The sequence below is a fragment of the Solibacillus sp. FSL H8-0538 genome, from assembly GCF_038003525.1.
In the GTDB taxonomy this organism is placed as follows: domain Bacteria; phylum Bacillota; class Bacilli; order Bacillales_A; family Planococcaceae; genus JBBOPI01.
Window position 1 is genome coordinate 1274915 of record NZ_JBBOPI010000001.1, and the last position, 19245, is coordinate 1294159.

Consider the following 19245-nt stretch of genomic DNA (forward strand, 5'->3'; position numbering starts at 1 on the left):
GTGTTATATGAAAACAGACACACTATATACATCAATCGTAGGTGGCTTAATGGCGTGGATAGGGTACCTTGTCGGAGGTATTGACCACTTGATAAAAGCATTAGTAATATTTATGGCCATCGACTATGCACTAGGATTTATGGTGAGCCTAGTCTTCAAGAAAACTGAAAGCAAAAAGATGTTTAAAGGCTTAATTAAAAAGACTGCAATGGGGTTGATGGTCATTGCTGCAGTGCAATTAGACATGGCAACAGAGAGTGGAAACTTTATGCGAAATGCAATGATTCTATTTTTAATTGGTATGGAAGGTATCAGTATGATTGAAAACTTAGGTAAGCTAGGCATTCGTGTTCCGAAGTATTTAGCAAATGCGTTCACTCAGTTGCAAATGGATAATGATGATAAATCGAAAGATGGTGAGGACAAATGACAGTAAAAGAAATCGAACTTCACCCTGGTCATTGGAAGAACACAGGTAGTGGCTCTAACGGTATTTTGAATGAAGTAACAGAAGCAAGAAAGGTAACAAAACGTGTCTATGATATTTTAAAGTCATGGAAGGTGCCAGCCACATACTTTGAGGACAACACATCAACAAATCAGAAGCAGAATATTGATGCGCTCGTAAAAGAGCACAACAAGGACAAAGACGGGCTTATCGTGTCGATTCACTTTAACGCATCTGGTGGCACTCAAAACAGAGCTATTGGCACAGAGGTTCTTTACTACGATCAAAAGGATTTAGCAGCTAAAATTGCTGAAGCCATTAGCGATGCAACAGGTGGTGGCTTGTTAAACCGTGGTGCTAAACAACGAAAAGATTTGGGTGTACTTGCTAGCACTTATGAGCCGGCCATCTTAATTGAGATTTGCTTTGTTAACTCAACTATTGACGCTGCTATCTACCAACGTGATTTCGAGAAAATTTGCCAAGCGATAGCAGAGGTATTAGCAGCGGCCGTCGGAAAAAGAGTAACAAGTAAAGGAGATGTTGAAATGGAGTTTTCAAGCCCTACATTAAAGGTTAAAACAGATGCTCTCATTAAAGATAAGAATGCACAAAAGGATTTAATTGCGAAAGGTATTAAAGCAGGCGCGTTTAATAAATCGTGGCAAGATGCTTTCGATAAAGGTGAATTAAAAAAACACGACATTATCGGACTTGCGACATTATATGCACTTGCAAAATAACCACTCGAAATAATATCCAATTGTATTATAATATAAGTGTATCAAGTCTTTGTTCAAAATTGACCGCCTTTTCTACTTTATTGTAGAGGGTGGTACTTTTTTTATGTACAAAATACAAACATTTGTTCTATAATGAAGTGAAATGGAGGTCGTAATATGCTAAATGAAATTCAATCACTGATCCACAGACAAATCATCTTAAACCTAACTATCCGCACATTCGAGCATGAACGTAACCAGTTGACTACATTTAAAATGCAACGAGCTTTTGCAACATGGTTTGATGTAAAAATAAAAGAGTTGCAGCAAGACTTAATAACAACGAAATCGGAACTCGGTAAGCTCGGAGTTAAAATTCAATCGGATAGAGTGGATGGAGAAGTCACAGAATATGCAGTGTTGGTAAGAGGTAATGCAGACACAAGAAGGTATATGAATGTAGCTCTACGAAATTGGGTCGAAGAAGAAACAAATCGATTGTTAGGTATGCCTTATCACACGCCAGAGGATAGAAAATAACCGCTTAATCCATTACTTTGGATAGCGGTCTTTTTTTTGTTTAAAATCAATTAATTCCCTAATATCATCGATTTCTAATGCATCGGCGATTTTGCATAGTGAAACTTTAGGGACGTGAACTACTTTGTTGTTTACCAATTCAGAAATAGTCCTATTCGATAATTTCGTTAATGCAGCAAGATCCTTTTGTTCCATTCCTCTATCCTTTAATATCCCCTTCAACTTGATTTCGATTTCTCGCCCCATTTCATCACTCCATAAATTTACTCAATTACGATTGTCATAATTTACGAATTTCGGAAATACAATACTACCAGATGCAATACCTCATCATATACCTCATTTAATGCTACCTTAGTATTCGACTTGGTAGTGCCAAAACCCTTTATTCCCAATACTCCAAAATCAACTTTGATATGCTTGATTGCCGTAACTCTTACTATGTAAGAGAACCAGTGGCGCAACCTCAAACGAAAGGAGATGCAAATTGCTGTTCGAAATTTTTACGACAACTTTTTTGGGTGGAATTGCCATTAAAGCATTTCTTGAAAAGAAGGGACTAAATGTAAATGACAGCGGGAAAATTCAGCGAATTATTTCTTTGTCTGGATTAAATGTAAAGGACGGAAAAGATACGTTGACTACACAGTTAATAAAAAAGAAATCATACGACTGGGGAATGGAATACAAATACCGAATTCCGCTTGGTCGTAGCTTTGATGATTACCTAAATAAATTTAAAGTATTGGAGGACGGATTAAATAACAGACGTCAACACATCACTTTTGAGGACTTGAAAAAGTTACAAATTGATTCGAACTTGATCAACAATCTTCAACAACTGTGGAAGACAAAACTGACCGAGAGAAAAGAAATTGAATTAGATTTCGATGGGTTATTAATAGTAAAAGTTTACAACGAGCCCATGCCCAAACAAGTAGAATTTAAAGCCGGGGGAAATTGGTGTATACCAGTGGGTGTTACACGTGATAAAAACGCGTTTAGATATCACGACTTCGAAAAAATACCGCACTTGGTCTTAGGCGGCGCTACTCGGTATGGTAAAAGTAATTTTATCAATTCAATGATCACGAGTTTAATACAGAGCAATCCAGAGCAAGTACATTTATTCCTTATCGATTTAAAAGGTGGAGTTGAATTATGCGATTACGAGAACATTAAACAGACCGTATCAATTGCTTACGAACCCGAAGAAGCTTTAACTACACTGCAATTAGCTTACGAACGAATGCGGGCCATTCAAAATCAGTTACGAATGATGGGTAAAAAGAATGTGCAGCAAGCAAATATAAAAGAACGTTATTTTATTATCATTGATGAGGTAGGTGAATTAAATCCTGCTGAAGCCGTGACTAGAGATGAAAAGAAATTAAAAGAAGAATGCCAAAAACTCATGAGCCAAATTGCTCGATTAGGAGCTGGACTTGGATTCCGTCAGATACTCGCTACTCAATACCCAACAGGTGATGTTATTCCTCGTCAATGTAAACAAAATAGTGATGCAAAACTATCGTTTCGTGTTCAATCCGCTACCGCTTCAAGGGTTGTACTAGATGAGACAGGTGCCGAACTCCTTCCGCAAATAAAAGGTAGAGCTATCTATCAGACCGCAGACAAACGCGAAATTCTTCAAACTCCACTCATTACTCCAGAAACCATCCACAACACAATTACTCCTTACATCAAAAAGAAGGAGGAAATCAAAATTGTCAAAGAAACAGTTGAGCCATCGGGACGAGCAGATACTGTTACTTTTGAAGAAGTTTGATTTTATGACACGCGATCAACTCAATCATTATTTTGAGTTAGGGAAAGTGCGTAATGCCAATAGAGTCCTCCGCGATTTGTCGGATTATATAGCATGTATGCGCGAGGGATACCAGAGTATTTACTACTTAAGTAAGTTAGGTAGGGGCTATGTTGAGTGCACTAAGATTCGCAAGAAAGGCGGCCATGTCCAACACACCGTTTTGCGGAATGAGTTTTGGTTGTTTTCGAATTGTCCACCGGATTGGCGGAATGAAGTTAAAATATCTGATGGAAAAACGCATGTCGTCACAGACGCGATGTATACAAAGAGTTTGCAACATCATTTTTTAGAAGTTGACCGATTGCAACCTATGAAAGAAAATCGGGCTAAAATCGCGCGATATGAAGAATTAGCTAGTAACGGTTTAATCGAGGCAAAGCTAGGTTATTTTCCTACAATCGTTTGGCTGACGACTACAGAATTGCGAAGGCAACAGTTAAAAGAACTTTGTGGAGAGCTACGTGTCGTAAAGGTATATACACTCGACGATATAAAATGAAGGAGGAAACGATGTGTTTGGTAAGAAGTTGAAAGTTGAGGTAGTGCCAGCTACTGAATATACAGACTTCTCGGACCGTTTGAAAGAGGAAGGTAATAAATACGCAACCAAGAGAACAATGGTTGTTGCTGCATCAATTCCATTACTAGCAAGCGTTCCGTATATTATAAATCGCTTTACAACAACTACTACAATTGCCCCAGTCATGACACCTCCAACAGTTACAGAACCTGCTTTGAACGTTTTCTCACAAGCGCCTGAATTAATACCCGTAACTATGTCGACGCCTATTCCGTCCAACACTGGACTCATTGCAGATAAATCGCTTGATATTTTAGCACACGCATTGGATCCATTAATTCAAATTTTAGTAGCGATTAGTTTTCCGATAGCTAGTGTTATTATGGTGGGTGCTTGCTTCTTCTTTATGTTTGGGAATTCCGAAAAAGCATGGGATATGATAATGAAAGCAGGATTAGGATATGTACTCATTCAACTATCACCATTATTTTTTGACATTCTACGTGAAGTTGGTAAAACGATTTAATGAAAAAAGCCCAACCACACAATTGTGGAGGGCTTTTTGGTTATTTTAAGTTATCGATAGCGTATTGCGCTTCTGCAGGAGTGAATTTTTCCCCATATTCAGAAATTAATTGGTCATAAATAGCTGAATCTGACATATCCATAGTTTCTGCATATGACTCCGCTTTTTTTAATGCATTTTCTTTCCAATCAAATTTAATATTATCGATAGCATATTGAGCAGCTTCCTTAGGGAAATTCTCTCCATATTCCGATACTAATTGCTCATAAATACCTACCTTTGACATATTCATAGTCTTCGCATATGATTCTGCTTTTTTTAATGCAGACTTATATTCTCTTGGGACACTTTCTTCTTTTGCTTTTTCTTCCGCTTTAGCTTTAGCCTCTTCTTCCTCTTTTGCTTTTTGTTCAGCTACTATTTTTTCTTCGGCTTCTTTAGCTTCACGTGCAGCCTTTTCTTCCTCAGTTTCTTCAACTACGACTTTCTCAGTTTTGGCTGCTTCTACTTCTGCTACAGTATTATCCTCTTCTGCCTTTTCAACAGAATCAGTTGTAACACCAAATCCCACGAAAGAAATGATTAATGCAAGTACTGATCCACCTGTATACTTCAACATTTTCTTACCCTTTAAAGCATCCTTTTTACCAAAACTAATTAACGATAGGACGCCAAAACCAACCAAAGCTAGTACACTCAATAAAAAAACAATTAGAAATAAATTATCCATAATTACCACCATCCTTCTAGTATATGATAATGGATAATTTAACCATTTGTATACACCCAAAAACAATAACTGTACTTTATGCTTGTTTAGTATCCTATAATATCACTGCATATTTACGAGAACGACAGTATGCATAACGTATGCATAGGGCACTCAAATATGATTGTCCACAAATCCAAAAGTCAATTGTCCACAAACTGCCCACATACTCATAATTTATCATGGTGTTTTATGTGGAATACAATTGGTAAAAACCTTTAATATCAACGTTTATGGTATACCATAACTTAACCTATTATATAGGTACAGAATCCGTACAACTGTACACCCATGGGAACGGGAGCAATATATGAAGATGTATTAGTAAAGTAAAAAGAAGCTGAACGATTACATGCGTTCAGCTTCTTTCTTTAGTTCTGTCGGTTGCGTTCCCAACAATCAACTTCTCCGATATCACCAACGTCATCCGAATAGAAAACAGGTTCCTTGCCAGCTTTCTTTTGAACCATATAGTTGTCCAATACTTTTTTCGCAATTTTCCAAAGCATTAAAATCGCGACTAAGTTAATAAGCGCCATAAATGCCATGAATACATCTGCTAAATCCCAAACTAATTGCACTTTTGCTATAGAGCCAAAGAATACAAATGCCACAACTAATAGGCGGTAAATATTAAGTGCTGTTTTTGATTGTTTAATAAATTCAATATTTGTTTCACCATAATAGTAGTTTCCGATAACTGAACTAAACGCAAACATGAAAATGATGACTGCGAGTAACGCACCAGCCCAGCTACCAAGATGTTCTGTTAGTGAAGCTTGTGTTAAGTTAATTGATTGGGCATCTGCTTGTAAATATGCATCACTTAATAAAACAATCATCGCAGTTGATGTACAAATTATTAAGGTATCGATAAATACACCTAATGTTTGAATTAAACCTTGTTTTACTGGGTGAGAAACATCTGCTGTTGCGGCTGCATTTGGTACAGAACCCATACCGGCCTCGTTTGAAAAAAGTCCGCGTTTAATCCCATTCATAATCGCTGCACCAATCATCCCTGCAAACGCTTCTTCAACACCAAAAGCTGATTTAAAAATTAATAAAAATAAACTTGGTAACTCACTAATGTTCATCATCATAATAACTAAAGCTAATCCAATATAAACGATGGCCATGATAGGAACTAAATAGGTTGTTATGCTAACGATCCGTTTTAAACCACCAAAAATAATGAGCCCGGTAAGCACAGATAAAATTAAGCCCATGATAACTCGAGAAGTGCCAAAGCTATTACTAAAGGCGATTGCAATTGTATTTGCTTGTACGGAGTTAAAGACAAAACCATAACAAAGCGTAATGGCTATGGCAAAAGCAATGCCCATCCACCGCTTATTAAGCCCTTTTTGCATATAGTACGCAGGGCCACCACGGAATACTTCTCCATCCCGTATTTTATAGACTTGCGCAAGTGTGCTTTCTATGAAGGAAGAAGCTGCACCGATGAGAGCAATTAGCCACATCCAGAAGATCGCACCAGGACCTCCAAGTGCAATAGCTGTTGCAACACCAGCAACGTTTCCTGTTCCGATACGTGACGCAGCACTGATCGTGAATGCTTGGAATGAAGAAATTCCTTTTTTGCCGTTTTTTCCGATAGGCGCTTTTTCTGTTATAACACGAAACATTTCTGGTAATAAACGGAACTGTATGAATTTTGTACGAATTGTAAAAAATAGACCAATCCCGATGAGCATGTAAATCATTAAATATGAATAAAGGAAATTATTTAATTGTGCTACAAAGTTTTCGATAACTGCCATTGTATACCTCCTTAATTTTTAGTTAATTGACATTCGTATACTATATCAAAATAGTAAGTGTTTTTTCTACAAAATAAGAAAAATGACAAAATAATGTCCGGAAATACATAATTAATTCTAAAAAAGCATAAATTTACTGAAATCTGGACTGTGGATAGTATTGTTTCCTGATTTTACTTTTCTATAGCTGTCTGAAAATATGCTTGTATTGATCTGCATTTGAGAGTAGTAAACTGAACGAAAAAAACGCATCTGACTCCATAATATGGAGAAACAGATGCGTTTTTCATTTTTTTAGGAGATAAGAAGGCTCTACACTAAAATCTGTACTTGACAGCACATTCCACTCCAGGCGGACGCTTTCCGCGGGCGTGGCTTGAGCCTCCTCCTCCGCTTCGCTTCGTGCGGGGTCTCAAGGCTCACGCTTTTCCCGCAGGAGTCGCCGCCTTCCGTTCCATGTGCCTATAAAGTAGTACACTTTCTTTTAAAGTAAAGCACATGTTTTAGTAAAGACCCGATAAGAAAGTATAACTTTCATATCGACATAAGTAAGGACATCATCTCGCCCTATATTGGGCGAGATGTGTCTTTCTAATGCAAGTGCATCATATATCTTCTACAATTTTCGTTAAATGCTGTATGGGCTGTTAACGAGAGCAGTTTACCCCATAATATTATAGCCACAGTCGATATAAATCGTTTCGCCTGTAACACCGCGTGATAGCTGACTTAGCATCACAAGCGTCATGTCTGCAACTTCTTCTTGATTTGTGTTGCGTTTTAGTGGGGCAGTGTCTTCAATTTTGTGTAAAATTTGGTTGAAGCTTGGTATGCCTTTTGCAGCAAGTGTACGAATTGCACCAGCTGAAAGGGCATTGACACGAATATTGTCTGCACCTAAATCGGCAGCAAGGTAGCGCATAGAAGCTTCTAATGCAGCTTTTGCTACGCCCATTACGTTATAGCCATCAAGAACGCGTTCAGCACCTAAATAACTCATTGTGACAATCGAGCCACCCTCAGTCATATAAGGTTTTGCCGCTTTACTTACTGCGATTAATGAGTATGAGCTCGTGTCCTGTGCAAATGCGTAGCCGTCACGTGTCGTCTCAACAAAGCGGTTTTTTAAGTCTTCTGCATTGGCGAAGGCTAAAGAATGGACAACCCCGTGAATGACCCCGTATTTTTCACCGATTTCTGTGAACGCTTTTGCAATGCTCTCATCGCTATTAACGTCACATTCAACGACTGCTGTATTATGGTCTGGGTAATTAGCCAGCACTTTATCAATTTTTCCTTTTGAGCGTTCCTTACGATAAGTGAAAATAACATTAGCCCCAACTTCTAGCAACTTTTTGGCAATGCCCCAAGCGATACTGCGTTCATTTGCTACGCCCATCACGACGATATTTTTATTTGTTAATTGTAATAAATCCATATTTTACACCCCTTATAAATACTAGTTATTAGTACCAACTACTAAAACTCACTATAACATTATGAAAAGTGTTAATCAATACTTAATTGTTGACAGCTACTATGTAAAAAATACATGGAGCAAGCTAACCTTGTGCCAATCTCTAAGTTAGAGGTAGCTTCGATTCCTCGGGGAGGCAAAGAGCGTCTTCGCTTGTCGGGGCTAAGCATGGGTCTTAGCGCTTTTGTTATTCCTCATTCGTTTTTCTGTATGGCATGGGACAGTTACACTTTCTTATTCATTAAAATAAAAGGCTGGACCAAATTCGAGCGAAAGTCGAATTTTGGTGCAGCCTTTTCATGTAGTACTATTCGAATTTTAATGAGTCGCCGTCGAAAGTTTCGTCCGCAACTTTGATAGAATCTGTTGGGCAGCCTTCGAATGCATCTTGCATATCTTCTAGTAGATCATCTGGAACTTCAGTAGTACCCATGTTATCATCTAAAATAACGAAAGCAATTCCTTCATCATCATAATCATAAATATCGGGTGCAGCTGCGCCACAAGCGCCACAAGCGATACAAGTGTCTTTATCTACGATTGTATATTTTGGCATTATTACCTCTCCTTTATCCGTTCGCTTCCTTAAGCTCTTTATTATTCTAAATCTGTTTACTAGACTTTTCAACATAATACTACGAAAACGAGGGATTTGATTTGCTAATTCAACAAATTCTTTTAATAATTTTCCAAAAATTTCATAATGAACGGACCGTTTCCGCTGCATATCATATGCTTAGGGGCAAACGTTCTGGTCAAACTATTCAAGACGTAGGGATTTTTAAACTATACCCATTTTTTGGCCTATTACCAAAACTTTCGCGAAAAAAATTTGATGCAGAAGTCGATTTATTATTAGCCTATAGCTATATAACGATGCAAGAAAACGGCTACTATCAAATGACGGAGCTTGGAAGTGAGAAGGCAAGTGAGTCGTTCCCATACACTTTTGATGGCTGGCATTATCGCGGTAATGAACATTTATTTTTTGCGCGGCTGGCATTGATTGTCCAAAGCTTGTCTCACCAGTCTGCCGCAGTTCGGGCCTTTATCCCAATTGAAAAAAATGAAAGTACGCAAAAGTGGGTTCGTGAATTTTTAATTGCTAATCACTATCAGACAAAAACATTGCAACGTACATTGCTTGCAGAAATTGAAACCAGTTTAACCGCAACAAATGTGGATGAAGCATTAAAAGAAACAGTAATTTTCCGCCTTGCTGGCTACAAACAAGCGGGTTTAACATGGCAGCAGCTTGCATTTGGGCAGAAACTGCAGGAGCTTGATGTGCAGCTTCGGTATATAAGTAGTTTGCATAATTGGTTAAATATACTATATGAATATAAAGAACACTATCCAATCCTAAATCAATTAACGCAGCATGTGCGAATTGAAATTCCGCTAACCGGCTCTGCCTTTCAAACTGCGCAACTATTTAAACAAGGATATGACATTGAGCAAATTAGCCAACTGCGCCGACTAAAAACGAGTACGATTGAGGATCATATTGTAGAGCTTGCGATGAATGATGATCAGTTTTTAGTACAGAAATTTGTGAGCGAGGATGACCAAGCACTCGTGCATACGGCGATCGAAAATTATAATACTAAGAAATTAAAAGTGTTACATGAAGTCGTACCGCATTTAAGCTTTTTCCAGCTACGACTCGTGTTAGCGAAAGGGGTCGAAGCATAGTGGAGCTTGAACAACTATTGCAAAAACATTTTGGTTACACAACGTTTCGCCCGGGACAAAAGGAAGTCATTGAACAATTAATGGCGGGTAAAGATGTTGTCGCCTTACTACCAACCGGGATGGGCAAATCGCTGTGCTATCAGCTACCTGGTTACATTTTTAATAAACCCGTTCTTATTGTTTCACCGTTACTATCTCTTATGCAGGATCAAGTTGACCAAATGAAGCAATTTGGTGAGAAGCGAGTTGTGGCATTAAATTCCTTTTTAACACCCGAGCAAAAGCGCTATGCACTCCACTTTTTACATGAGTACCGCTTTATTTTTACATCACCTGAAATGCTCCTACAACCACAAGTAAAGGAGCGTCTGGCACAAATTGATCTGTCACTTATTGTAGCAGATGAGGCACATTGCATTTCGCAATGGGGCTTTGATTTTAGGCCGGATTATTTACGCATTGGTGAGACAATAGATGCATCAAATCGACCGCCTCTACTTGCGCTTTCAGCAACGGCGACAACGACGGTTTTAAAAGATATAGAACAGTATTTAAAAATGAGCGAACCGTATCAGTTTATTCATGATGTGGACCGTCCGAATATTCATTTAGCAAAAAAGTTTTTTCAACATAAAGAAGACAAGCTAGACTGGATGATTGAACATGTCAAAAAGACTGAGGGGCCAGGTATTATTTACACGCAGTCTCGCGCAAAAACCGAGAATATAAGTTTAATGTTGTTAGAGCAAGGAATTGCGGCTGCAGCTTATCATGCGGGGAAAGATGCACAGGACCGACAATTTATTCAACAACAGTTTATTGCGGGGGATTTGGACTGGATCATTGCGACGAATGCATTTGGTATGGGCGTGCATAAAAATAATATTCGTCAAGTTATTCATGAATCGATGCCGGCCACCGTAGCGAACTATATGCAGGAAATTGGACGAGCGGGTCGTGATGGCAAGGATTCACTTGTCTTTCTGTTATATGCAGATGGGGATGAGCAGTTTGCAAAGTTTATTGTGACGGATGATTTACCGAAGGCAGCGCATGCACACAGCTATGCAGATATGCGTGCAAGAAGGGAAAATCCGGTGAATATGATAAATGCGGGCGAAATATCTGAAACGGCCTTTCGTGTTCTTCATTATTGGATGCAACAAGAAACATTAGAAGAAGTAAAATCACGCTTACTGTCAATGGAAATCAAAAAATATGAGGCGGTAAAAGCAATGATGAAAATAATCGAAACAGAAGGCTGTATGCGAGCACTTTTAGTTGAGCATTTTGGTCAAATACTAGCATATACTCCTGACAACTGCTGTTCCGGCTGTGGCATGGACTATGATCGGCTCCTTCGAACAAGACAACAAGTACAAGCACCAGTAACAACGATTTCCTGGCAGACGCGCTTACGACAATTGTTAATTCAAGACGTCTGAATTATCGACGAAACGTTTACTTTTTTGTGGAAATTCGTCATAATATACAGTATAGATAGCGAAAGTCGGAGGGTTGCTGGAATGACTAAAAAAGATTACCGCGAAAAGGTTGAGGAGCATCGTCAAGAAATTGAGTTAAAAAACGAGCCAACATCTAGAATGTCACGATCAAATCGTCATAAAAACAAGAAAACGAAAAAACAACGAAACCCGTTAATGTCAATTTTGACAGTGGTGTTTATATTTATTCCGTTAACAATTTTAGGATATGTATGGTTTTTCTATGATCCTGCAGAGGAAGAAGTAGTAAAAAAAGATGATGATAATTTTGTCGTACAGTTGGAAAAAAATGAACCAGCTGAGTCGAGTGGCGCTGTAATCGATGAATCGCAAGAAAAAGATCCTGAGCAGAAAGATGAAGCGGATGCAGATGCTAACGAACAGGCAGTAAAGGAAGAAGCGGCAGCTGAAGAGGCACAAAAACTCGCTGCGCAAAAAGCAAAAGAGGAAGAAGCGAAGAAAAAAGCCGAAGAAGCTCAGGCTAATGAACAACAAAAAACACATACGGTCCAATCTACTGATAATTTATATCGTATCGCACTAAAATATTATAATGATGGTAGTGGAAGTGTAATAGATAAAATTAAACGCGCAAATAATTTATCATCAGATAGCATTTCAGCTGGACAGGTGTTAATTATCCCGTAATAATTATTGGTATTTGCATTAAGCGCAAATGACAAGGAAAAAGACGACCGTTATCACGGCCTCGTCTTTTTCTATTGGAACGGAGGAAGGCAGCATGATCGTTATTTATTGTTTATTTACGATCGGTATTGCATTTGTGCTCATCATGATGAAACAAGCAAATGAAAATCATATTCATCATCATCAATTAAATATCCAAGGTGAAGAGGAAACAATCCGGCTTTTTTTTATTTCAGATACACATGTACGTGCCATTAATGAAGCAATGATTCAGTCTGTTAAGGGGACAGTTCAAGCGGTCATAATTGGAGGAGATTTTGCAGATAAACGTACTCCTAGGCCGCGCATTGAACAAAATATAAAACGACTAAAGCAACTTGGACCAGTTTACTTTGTATGGGGCAATAATGATCGCGAGGTTGGGGAAGACTGGCTATGTGATTTATTTTTGCAGTATAATGTAACCGTTGTTGAAAATGATGCGCTTTTACTACCAAATGTGAGAAATCCGATTTGGCTCAGTGCCATAGATGATACGTCAGCAAATTACGATATTGAAAAAGCAATTGAACAATGTAAAGATGGAAAAACCATTTTTATTTCTCATAATCCACAAATTTTTTATAAAGTGGTGGAGCAGTTTAAGCCGATTTTAATGATGGGTGGACATTTACATGGTGGCCAAATTCGCTTTGGTAAATTTGCTTTACATCCGCAAGGCTCTTTTACTGTACGACAGGGAGTGCATACACTTATTAGTAATGGTTACGGTACAACGCTCGTGCCATTTCGGTTAGGCGCAAAGCCAGAATGTCACGTAATTGACATAGTCGTTTCGATGAATAAACGGACAAATTAAATTTGTTTAGCAGTATAATATGGGTATTGAATTGTTTTAAGGAGATGTTTTTATGCAAACAGTCGATGCAGTCATCGTAGGTGGGGGTCCTTGTGGTTTATCGGCGGCCATTGAGCTTCAGAATATCGGATTAACGCCTGTTGTCATTGAAAAGGGGAATATTGTAAACGCAATTTACAATTACCCAACACATCAAACATTTTTTAGTACAAGTGAAAAATTAGCAATTGGTAATGTGCCATTTATTATTGAGGAACGTAAACCGCGACGTAATCAAGCACTTGTTTATTATCGGGAAGTAGTGAAGGCGAAAAATGTTCAAGTGAACCGTTTTGAAAGAGTTGAGCGCGTAGAAAAGGCGGGCGATATGTTTACTGTAACAACGGATAAACAAACTTATAAAACACCGTATGTCATTATTGCAACGGGTTATTACGATCACCCAAATTATATGGGCATTCCAGGTGAGGACTTGCCGAAAGTTCATCATTATTTCAAGGAAGCGCATGAATTTTTCGATACAGATGTCATCGTAATTGGCGGTAAAAACTCGGCGGTGGATGCTGCGCTAGAGTTACATAAGGCTGGTGCGCGTGTAACGGTTGTGTACCGCGGGGATGATTATTCACCAAGTATAAAGCCTTGGGTATTACCTGAATTTGCAGGTCTTGTGCGTGACGGTGAAATCACAATGCATTTTAATAGCAGGGTAAATGAAATTCGAGCTGATGAAGTCGATCTCGAACTTGAAGGCGAGCAGCAAATACTGAAAAATGATACGGTGTTTGCAATGACGGGCTATCATCCAGACCACGGATTTCTTCGAGCGATGGGCGTTGTGATGGATGAGAAGACAGGCCGCCCTGACTATGATCCAGAAACGATGGAAACAAATGTGGACAATTTATTTATTGCCGGAGTACTGGCAGCAGGAAATAATGCCAATGAGATTTTTATTGAAAATGGTCGCTTCCATGGTGGGCAAATTGCGCACTATATTGCAAGTAAACGATTATAAAAAGAAGCATTTCCAACGCGGCTAAAGCCAGGATGGAAATGCTTTTTATTTGGCGAAAAATTCTTTTAGATCTACAGGGGACTGCACTTGATTCAACCCGATTAATAGCTTTAACCTTGCCTTTTGACCATTTATGCCTGTTGCAAAAATAACACCTTTGTCTTCGAGGCTTTTACCGCCGCCTTCATAGTCGTAAACACCTTCTGCAATGCCGTTAAAGCAGCGAGATACGAGGATGACGGGAATGTTTTCTTCGAGCAACTTGTCAATGCTCACTGCAACTGCAGGTGGTACATTTCCTTGACCAAGACCTTCTAATACAACTCCGTCATAATTCATACCGAGGATTGCGTTAATTAAATCTCCGTCCATTCCTGCGTAAACTTTTAGGAGAGACACCCGTTTTTCAATGTTGGCAACTTCTACAAATTGGCGACGCAAAGGCATATGATGAATGTGCACCTTTTTTGTCGTAATTAAGCCAATCGGACCATACTGTGGACTTTGAAAGGTATTGACGCTAGAAGTTGAAGTTTTCGTAATATTACATGCAAGATGTACCTCATCATTCATAACAACGAGGACACCTTTTTCACGTGCTTGGTCATCGCTAGCAACCCGCACAGCTTTGACTAAGTTATAAACGCCGTCCGCACCAAGTTCATTTGATGAACGCATCGCTCCTGTTAAAACAATCGGGAATTTATAGCGCGTTGTTAAATCTAAAAAATAAGCCGTTTCTTCTAACGTATCGGTACCGTGCGTAATGACCACCCCGTCAATAGAAAATTTTTTCGTATAGTCTACGATCAAATTGCGCAGTGTGAGCATTTCTTTCGGTGTAACATGTGGCGAAGGGAGATTAAAAGCCTCGACCTCTATGATGTTGGCGTACTTTGCAAGGACAGGATTTGCACCTATCAGTGGATTGTTTTTATTTGGTATAACTGCACCTGTTTCATTATTCATATTCATTGAAATTGTTCCACCTGTGTGGAGTAATAAAATGTTTTTTTTCATGATAAAAGCCTCCTCAATTACATTCTATTAGTAAGTTTAGTGCTATAATTATAAGTATTCACGATTGAAAGGAGCCGGCAATATGTTCATAATATTATCAGCAGCCATTGCGCCGGGATTAGCGCTTTTAAGCTATTTTTATTTGCGTAATCAAATGTCTACCGAACCGCGTAGAACATTGCTCCACTCATTTATTTATGGGGGGCTAATAACGTTCCCAATTTTATTTATTCAATATGTATTGCAGGCAGAGGGCACCTTTTCAAGTCCATTCGTCTCCAATGTTGTATTTACGAGTGCGATGGAGGAATTTTTTAAATGGTTCGTTATTTTTATAACGATTTTACGTCATGTTGAATTTGATGATCCTTATGACGGCATTCTTTACGGAGCGGCTGTGTCACTTGGATTTGCTACTGTTGAAAATGTCATTTATTTATTGTCATTTGGATTGGACACAGCATTTATGCGCGCGTTGTTACCGGTATCCAGTCATGCACTTTTTGGTGTTGTGATGGGTTATTACTTTGGTAAAAGTAAGTTTTCAATGAATGACAAACAAACGGAATACTTGTTGGTAGCATTAACAGGGCCAATTATTCTGCATTTTAGCTATAATGCAATTTTGACACTTGAAGGGAATTTCGTCTACTTAATGCTTCCGTTCATGTTATTTCTTTGGTGGTTTGCGCTGCGTAAGGTGAAGCTCGCTCATCAGCATTTAGTTGAGCATTTATCCCGAATAAATGGTCATTAAGGTTTAGCGCAAGTAAAATAGTTACTGCCTATAACTAACTCGGTACACTAACAACGAGAGAAAATAGAAACTGATTGAAGTTTAATATTATCCCAACTAGGCCGTTATTAAAGCTTTTATTTACTTTGGTGAATAAAAGCTTTTTTTGGTAGATAAGTAAGTATAACTTTCTTATCTACATAAGTAAGGACAGCATCTCGCCCTATTTTTGGCGAGATGTGTCTTTCTAATGTATAAATCAGTATCTTCCTTCCATCCTAAGAAAAAGGAGTGGAAGACATTGAAACGAATAATTTATCTTGTTCTCATATTTAGTCTAAGCCTATCGCTCCAAGCGACAGCTTTTACGGGACAAATAATCCAGCGCGGCGCCTTTGGGGATGACGTGTATGAGCTACAAGCTAGGCTACAATATTTGAGTTATTATCACGGGAAAATTGACGGTAAATTTGGCTATGGTACTTACTGGGCGTTACGTAATTTTCAGGAGCAGTATGGACTGCCAATCGATGGTATTGCAGGTAAGAACACTAAAAATAAGCTTGTGAACAACTCGGATTACGACGAGGCTTTTGTGAAGAATCAAATTAAGCAAGGCAACCGCTTTACTTATTACGGCGGGACACCGTTAGAGCAACAAGTACAAAAGGGTGCGGGTAGTTCCTCAAGTTCAGACATCCAGTTACCAGCAAAGTATTCTGAACGAGATTTGCAAATACTCGCGAATGCTGTTTACGGTGAGGCACGTGGTGAACCGTACGAAGGGCAAGTAGCGGTGGCCGCTGTAATTTTAAATCGTTTGGAATCTTCAGAGTTCCCGGATTCTATTTCAGGTATTATTTTTCAGCCAGGTGCGTTTACCGCAGTTGCTGATGGGCAAATTTGGCTGACACCGAATGCACGAGCAAAAGAAGCAGTACTTGATGCGCTAAATGGTTGGGACCCATCTGAAAATGCCTTGTACTATTTCAATCCTGAAACGGCGACAAGTAAATGGATTTGGACACGACCACAAATTAAACAGATAGGCGAGCATATTTTCTGCTTATAAAGGAGCGTGCCGATGAAAAATCTAGTTTATTTATTAACTATTGTTGTCGTGGCATTAGGCATATATGCATTTGGAGCTAATCGCAGTAACAATCAGCTCGAACAGGCACTTCATACTCGTTATACAAACGAACTAACTAATGCATCTGAAAAACTTTCATTGCTTCATAAAACCATTTCACAGTCATTGCTTTTTGAGGATGAGAAGGCGCTAAATAATGAGCTAGATAATATTTGGCGCATGAGCAGTGATTTACGCAATACGGTATCCAATTTGCCATTGCATGAAGAAGTAACAACGCAATGGATGCGTTATTTAGGGAAAATTGGTGATTCGGCAAAAGTTGCTGCCGCGAGTGAAGACGCATCTGTGTGGCGTAAACAAATGGACAAGGTAACCCCAAACTTACATTCGTTTACGGAGGAATGGACGGTGGCGACCGCAAAATTTTATGAGCAGGACGGCGATTATAGTAAATGGTCGACAAATCAGACAATGGAACTCTCTGAATCACCGTTTAAAACAGTTTCTACGCAGTTAAAGAGCTATAACGAAACGGACTTTCCATTAACGGCAAGTGAATCTGATTATGAGAAGAAGCGGGACTTAAAGCATTTAATGGACAAACAGGTGACGAAGCAGGAGGCTATTAATAAGTTCCAAAAATTTTTCCCAGGTATTTCTGAGGCAGCCTTAACTGTTACGAAAAGCCATGATGATGCATCGTATCCGTTTTATCATATTCAATTTATCCGAGGAGCCCGTATTGGTTATGCAGATATTACGGAAAATGGCGGTCATTTGTTATCCTTTTTATTAGAGCGCCCTATTCGTAAGGAAGCACAATCACATGAGCAAATCGTGCAAAAAGCAGAGCAATTTATGGAACAAGTCGGTTACAAGGATGTTGTAATCTCAGAATCACGTGAAAATCATGAGGCGTGGCATTTTGTATTTACTCGTGTTTACGGGGAGGATGAAGCGCTTGTTTATCCGGACAGCATTCAGGTGAAGCTTGCGAAGGATAATGGGGAAGTACTCGGTGTCAACGCGATGGAATACATTCAAAAAGAATCAATCAAGGACCAGCCAGTTACCCCGGTTGATTGGGATAAATTCTTTAATGAAAATGTAGTAGTAGAAGAAGTGAAAACGATCTATACAGATAATAAAACATTACAATTGCGAAGATGCTATCAAGTGATTGCTCATGTACAAAATGAATTGCATGATACGTTTCGTGTGGTAGTCGATGCAGAGACGCATGAAGTGATTAAGACTGAGCAACTCCCATAGAATACAAAACATCGGCTGAACATCTAGAAAATTTAGCCAACCCGTGCGATAATAGAATTACTATTCTATAACGTACAAGGAGAAAAAGATGGAGCTAAAAATCGGTACACTACTTACATTAGAGCCAACTTATACTGAACGAATTGAAAAATTCCGTTGTAAAGTTGTGGAACAAGAAGAAAATGTTATTTACATTGATTACCCAACAAACGTCATGACAAAGAAAACGGCATTCTTAGTAGATGGCGCGCAATTCCGTGTAAGTTTTCATACAGAAGATAAGCAGAGCTTTGCTTTTAATACGGAAGTATTAGGGCGCAGAGCAGGGAATATTCCAATGATTTTATTGGCTTGCCCGCCAGAGGAAGAGTTTATTAAAATTCAGCGTAGGGAGTACGTACGTGTGGAGACACCCGTTGACATCGCATTAGAGCATAACGGACGTTTCTATCAGTTTGTTGCCGAGGACATTAGTGCCGGGGGAACAGCGCTGCATTTAAAGTCACTGGTCGATTTTAAAGACGGTGACTATGTGCGACTTATGATTGTCCTACCATTTTCGAATGGCGATATGCGATATGTTCAAACAGATGCTGTCATTATCCGTATTTTTGAACGAGATGAGGCTCATATTGCTTCCGTTCAATTTACCGATACGGATGAGCTTGATAAACAGCATATTGTTCGCTTTTGCTTTGAGCGTCAGTTAATAATTCGTAAAAAAGAAATGAACAAACTATAATCAATTTTTCCGAAAGTCGCAATCTTTTTGCGGCTTT

21 protein-coding genes are annotated in these 19245 nt (G+C 38.9%); 15 read left to right on the forward strand and 6 right to left on the reverse strand.

Going from position 1 to position 19245, the window contains the following annotated elements; genetic code table 11:
* Positions 1 to 7: 7 nt before the first annotated feature.
* The 3 genes from MHH87_RS05955 to MHH87_RS05965 all read left to right on the forward strand — a co-directional run bounded on the left by MHH87_RS05955 (position 8) and on the right by MHH87_RS05965 (position 1710).
* Positions 8 to 430 carry a phage holin family protein gene (locus tag MHH87_RS05955; RefSeq protein ID WP_340748410.1) on the forward strand — a complete coding sequence of 141 codons (423 nt, stop codon included), beginning with the start codon at positions 8 to 10 and terminating at the stop codon, positions 428 to 430.
* Entirely contained in the window at positions 427 to 1191 is a 765-nt protein-coding gene (locus MHH87_RS05960; protein WP_340748411.1) for an N-acetylmuramoyl-L-alanine amidase, read from the forward strand. Before MHH87_RS05955 ends, MHH87_RS05960 begins: the two co-directional genes overlap by 4 nt.
* A gap of 156 nt (positions 1192 to 1347) precedes the next feature.
* A complete protein-coding gene (locus MHH87_RS05965; RefSeq protein ID WP_340748412.1) occupies positions 1348 to 1710 on the forward strand; it encodes a hypothetical protein in 363 nt (120 codons plus the stop codon).
* Between the two features lie 12 nt (positions 1711 to 1722).
* On the opposite strand, the gene MHH87_RS05970 is transcribed toward MHH87_RS05965, so the two are convergent.
* On the reverse strand, positions 1723 to 1956 hold the full coding sequence (locus tag MHH87_RS05970; protein WP_340748413.1) for a helix-turn-helix domain-containing protein: 234 nt from the start codon (positions 1954 to 1956) through the stop codon (positions 1723 to 1725).
* A 241-nt stretch (positions 1957 to 2197) separates the two neighbouring features.
* Here MHH87_RS05970 and MHH87_RS05975 point away from each other — a divergent pair, with 241 nt between their 5' ends.
* The 3 genes from MHH87_RS05975 to MHH87_RS05985 are packed head-to-tail and all read left to right on the forward strand — an operon-like array spanning position 2198 to position 4587.
* Complete coding sequence (locus MHH87_RS05975) at positions 2198 to 3499, forward strand: FtsK/SpoIIIE domain-containing protein (protein WP_340748414.1); 1302 nt, start codon at positions 2198 to 2200, stop codon at positions 3497 to 3499.
* A 4-nt stretch (positions 3500 to 3503) separates the two neighbouring features.
* Positions 3504 to 4040, forward strand: a complete 537-nt coding sequence (locus tag MHH87_RS05980) for a replication-relaxation family protein (RefSeq protein WP_340748415.1) — start codon at positions 3504 to 3506, stop codon at positions 4038 to 4040.
* 13 nt (positions 4041 to 4053) lie between these two features.
* Positions 4054 to 4587 carry a hypothetical protein gene (locus MHH87_RS05985; RefSeq protein WP_340748416.1) on the forward strand — a complete coding sequence of 178 codons (534 nt, stop codon included), beginning with the start codon at positions 4054 to 4056 and terminating at the stop codon, positions 4585 to 4587.
* A 40-nt stretch (positions 4588 to 4627) separates the two neighbouring features.
* On the opposite strand, the gene MHH87_RS05990 is transcribed toward MHH87_RS05985, so the two are convergent.
* The 4 genes from MHH87_RS05990 to MHH87_RS06005 all read right to left on the reverse strand — a co-directional run bounded on the left by MHH87_RS05990 (position 4628) and on the right by MHH87_RS06005 (position 9173).
* Positions 4628 to 5317: an Ltp family lipoprotein gene (locus tag MHH87_RS05990; protein ID WP_340748417.1), complete on the reverse strand. Its 690-nt coding sequence runs from the start codon at positions 5315 to 5317 to the stop codon at positions 4628 to 4630.
* A gap of 410 nt (positions 5318 to 5727) precedes the next feature.
* A complete protein-coding gene (locus tag MHH87_RS05995) occupies positions 5728 to 7140 on the reverse strand; it encodes an alanine/glycine:cation symporter family protein (RefSeq protein WP_340748418.1) in 1413 nt (470 codons plus the stop codon).
* 661 nt (positions 7141 to 7801) lie between these two features.
* Positions 7802 to 8578, reverse strand: coding sequence for an enoyl-ACP reductase FabI (locus tag MHH87_RS06000; protein ID WP_340748419.1), 777 nt, complete (start codon positions 8576 to 8578; stop codon positions 7802 to 7804).
* A gap of 346 nt (positions 8579 to 8924) precedes the next feature.
* Complete coding sequence (locus MHH87_RS06005; protein ID WP_340748420.1) at positions 8925 to 9173, reverse strand: ferredoxin; 249 nt, start codon at positions 9171 to 9173, stop codon at positions 8925 to 8927.
* 101 nt (positions 9174 to 9274) lie between these two features.
* Here MHH87_RS06005 and MHH87_RS06010 point away from each other — a divergent pair, with 101 nt between their 5' ends.
* From MHH87_RS06010 to MHH87_RS06030, 5 genes are all read left to right on the forward strand, one after another.
* Positions 9275 to 10312 (forward strand): helix-turn-helix domain-containing protein, encoded by a 1038-nt coding sequence (locus MHH87_RS06010; protein WP_340748421.1) that lies wholly within the window; start codon positions 9275 to 9277, stop codon positions 10310 to 10312.
* Positions 10312 to 11757, forward strand: coding sequence for a RecQ family ATP-dependent DNA helicase (locus MHH87_RS06015; RefSeq protein ID WP_340748422.1), 1446 nt, complete (start codon positions 10312 to 10314; stop codon positions 11755 to 11757). The genes MHH87_RS06010 and MHH87_RS06015 overlap by 1 nt, the downstream gene beginning before the upstream one ends.
* Positions 11758 to 11838: 81 nt before the next feature.
* The gene (locus MHH87_RS06020) at positions 11839 to 12465 is read left to right on the forward strand and encodes a LysM peptidoglycan-binding domain-containing protein (protein WP_340748423.1); all 627 of its coding nucleotides are present in this window, start codon (positions 11839 to 11841) and stop codon (positions 12463 to 12465) included.
* A 94-nt stretch (positions 12466 to 12559) separates the two neighbouring features.
* Positions 12560 to 13324 carry a metallophosphoesterase gene (locus MHH87_RS06025; RefSeq protein ID WP_340748424.1) on the forward strand — a complete coding sequence of 255 codons (765 nt, stop codon included), beginning with the start codon at positions 12560 to 12562 and terminating at the stop codon, positions 13322 to 13324.
* A gap of 52 nt (positions 13325 to 13376) precedes the next feature.
* Positions 13377 to 14342, forward strand: a complete 966-nt coding sequence (locus MHH87_RS06030) for a YpdA family putative bacillithiol disulfide reductase (protein WP_340748425.1) — start codon at positions 13377 to 13379, stop codon at positions 14340 to 14342.
* A 45-nt stretch (positions 14343 to 14387) separates the two neighbouring features.
* Here the strand turns inward: MHH87_RS06030 and MHH87_RS06035 are convergent, their stop codons facing one another.
* A complete protein-coding gene (locus MHH87_RS06035; RefSeq protein WP_340748426.1) occupies positions 14388 to 15362 on the reverse strand; it encodes an asparaginase in 975 nt (324 codons plus the stop codon).
* Positions 15363 to 15444: 82 nt separating this feature from the next.
* Here MHH87_RS06035 and prsW point away from each other — a divergent pair, with 82 nt between their 5' ends.
* From prsW to MHH87_RS06055, 4 genes are all read left to right on the forward strand, one after another.
* A complete protein-coding gene (gene prsW / locus MHH87_RS06040; RefSeq protein WP_340748427.1) occupies positions 15445 to 16119 on the forward strand; it encodes a glutamic-type intramembrane protease PrsW in 675 nt (224 codons plus the stop codon).
* Between the two features lie 229 nt (positions 16120 to 16348).
* Positions 16349 to 17170 carry a spore cortex-lytic enzyme gene (sleB, locus tag MHH87_RS06045; RefSeq protein ID WP_445683082.1) on the forward strand — a complete coding sequence of 274 codons (822 nt, stop codon included), beginning with the start codon at positions 16349 to 16351 and terminating at the stop codon, positions 17168 to 17170.
* 12 nt (positions 17171 to 17182) lie between these two features.
* Positions 17183 to 18466 (forward strand): PepSY1/2 domain-containing protein, encoded by a 1284-nt coding sequence (locus MHH87_RS06050; protein ID WP_340748429.1) that lies wholly within the window; start codon positions 17183 to 17185, stop codon positions 18464 to 18466.
* A gap of 88 nt (positions 18467 to 18554) precedes the next feature.
* Positions 18555 to 19208, forward strand: a complete 654-nt coding sequence (locus MHH87_RS06055) for a flagellar brake protein (protein ID WP_340748430.1) — start codon at positions 18555 to 18557, stop codon at positions 19206 to 19208.
* The last annotated feature ends 37 nt before the right edge of the window (positions 19209 to 19245 follow it).

Coding starts and splice junctions, on each gene's coding strand:
- MHH87_RS05955 (WP_340748410.1), top strand. CDS start 8: ATGAAAACAGACACACTATATACATCAATCGTAGGTGGCTTAATGGCG.
- MHH87_RS05960 (WP_340748411.1), top strand. CDS start 427: ATGACAGTAAAAGAAATCGAACTTCACCCTGGTCATTGGAAGAACACA.
- MHH87_RS05965 (WP_340748412.1), top strand. CDS start 1,348: ATGCTAAATGAAATTCAATCACTGATCCACAGACAAATCATCTTAAAC.
- MHH87_RS05970 (WP_340748413.1), bottom strand. CDS start 1,956: ATGGGGCGAGAAATCGAAATCAAGTTGAAGGGGATATTAAAGGATAGA.
- MHH87_RS05980 (WP_340748415.1), top strand. CDS start 3,504: ATGACACGCGATCAACTCAATCATTATTTTGAGTTAGGGAAAGTGCGT.
- MHH87_RS05990 (WP_340748417.1), bottom strand. CDS start 5,317: ATGGATAATTTATTTCTAATTGTTTTTTTATTGAGTGTACTAGCTTTG.
- MHH87_RS05995 (WP_340748418.1), bottom strand. CDS start 7,140: ATGGCAGTTATCGAAAACTTTGTAGCACAATTAAATAATTTCCTTTAT.
- MHH87_RS06000 (WP_340748419.1), bottom strand. CDS start 8,578: ATGGATTTATTACAATTAACAAATAAAAATATCGTCGTGATGGGCGTA.
- MHH87_RS06005 (WP_340748420.1), bottom strand. CDS start 9,173: ATGCCAAAATATACAATCGTAGATAAAGACACTTGTATCGCTTGTGGC.
- MHH87_RS06020 (WP_340748423.1), top strand. CDS start 11,839: ATGACTAAAAAAGATTACCGCGAAAAGGTTGAGGAGCATCGTCAAGAA.
- MHH87_RS06025 (WP_340748424.1), top strand. CDS start 12,560: ATGATCGTTATTTATTGTTTATTTACGATCGGTATTGCATTTGTGCTC.
- MHH87_RS06030 (WP_340748425.1), top strand. CDS start 13,377: ATGCAAACAGTCGATGCAGTCATCGTAGGTGGGGGTCCTTGTGGTTTA.
- MHH87_RS06035 (WP_340748426.1), bottom strand. CDS start 15,362: ATGAAAAAAAACATTTTATTACTCCACACAGGTGGAACAATTTCAATG.
- prsW (WP_340748427.1), top strand. CDS start 15,445: ATGTTCATAATATTATCAGCAGCCATTGCGCCGGGATTAGCGCTTTTA.
- sleB (WP_445683082.1), top strand. CDS start 16,349: ATGTATAAATCAGTATCTTCCTTCCATCCTAAGAAAAAGGAGTGGAAG.
- MHH87_RS06050 (WP_340748429.1), top strand. CDS start 17,183: ATGAAAAATCTAGTTTATTTATTAACTATTGTTGTCGTGGCATTAGGC.
- MHH87_RS06055 (WP_340748430.1), top strand. CDS start 18,555: ATGGAGCTAAAAATCGGTACACTACTTACATTAGAGCCAACTTATACT.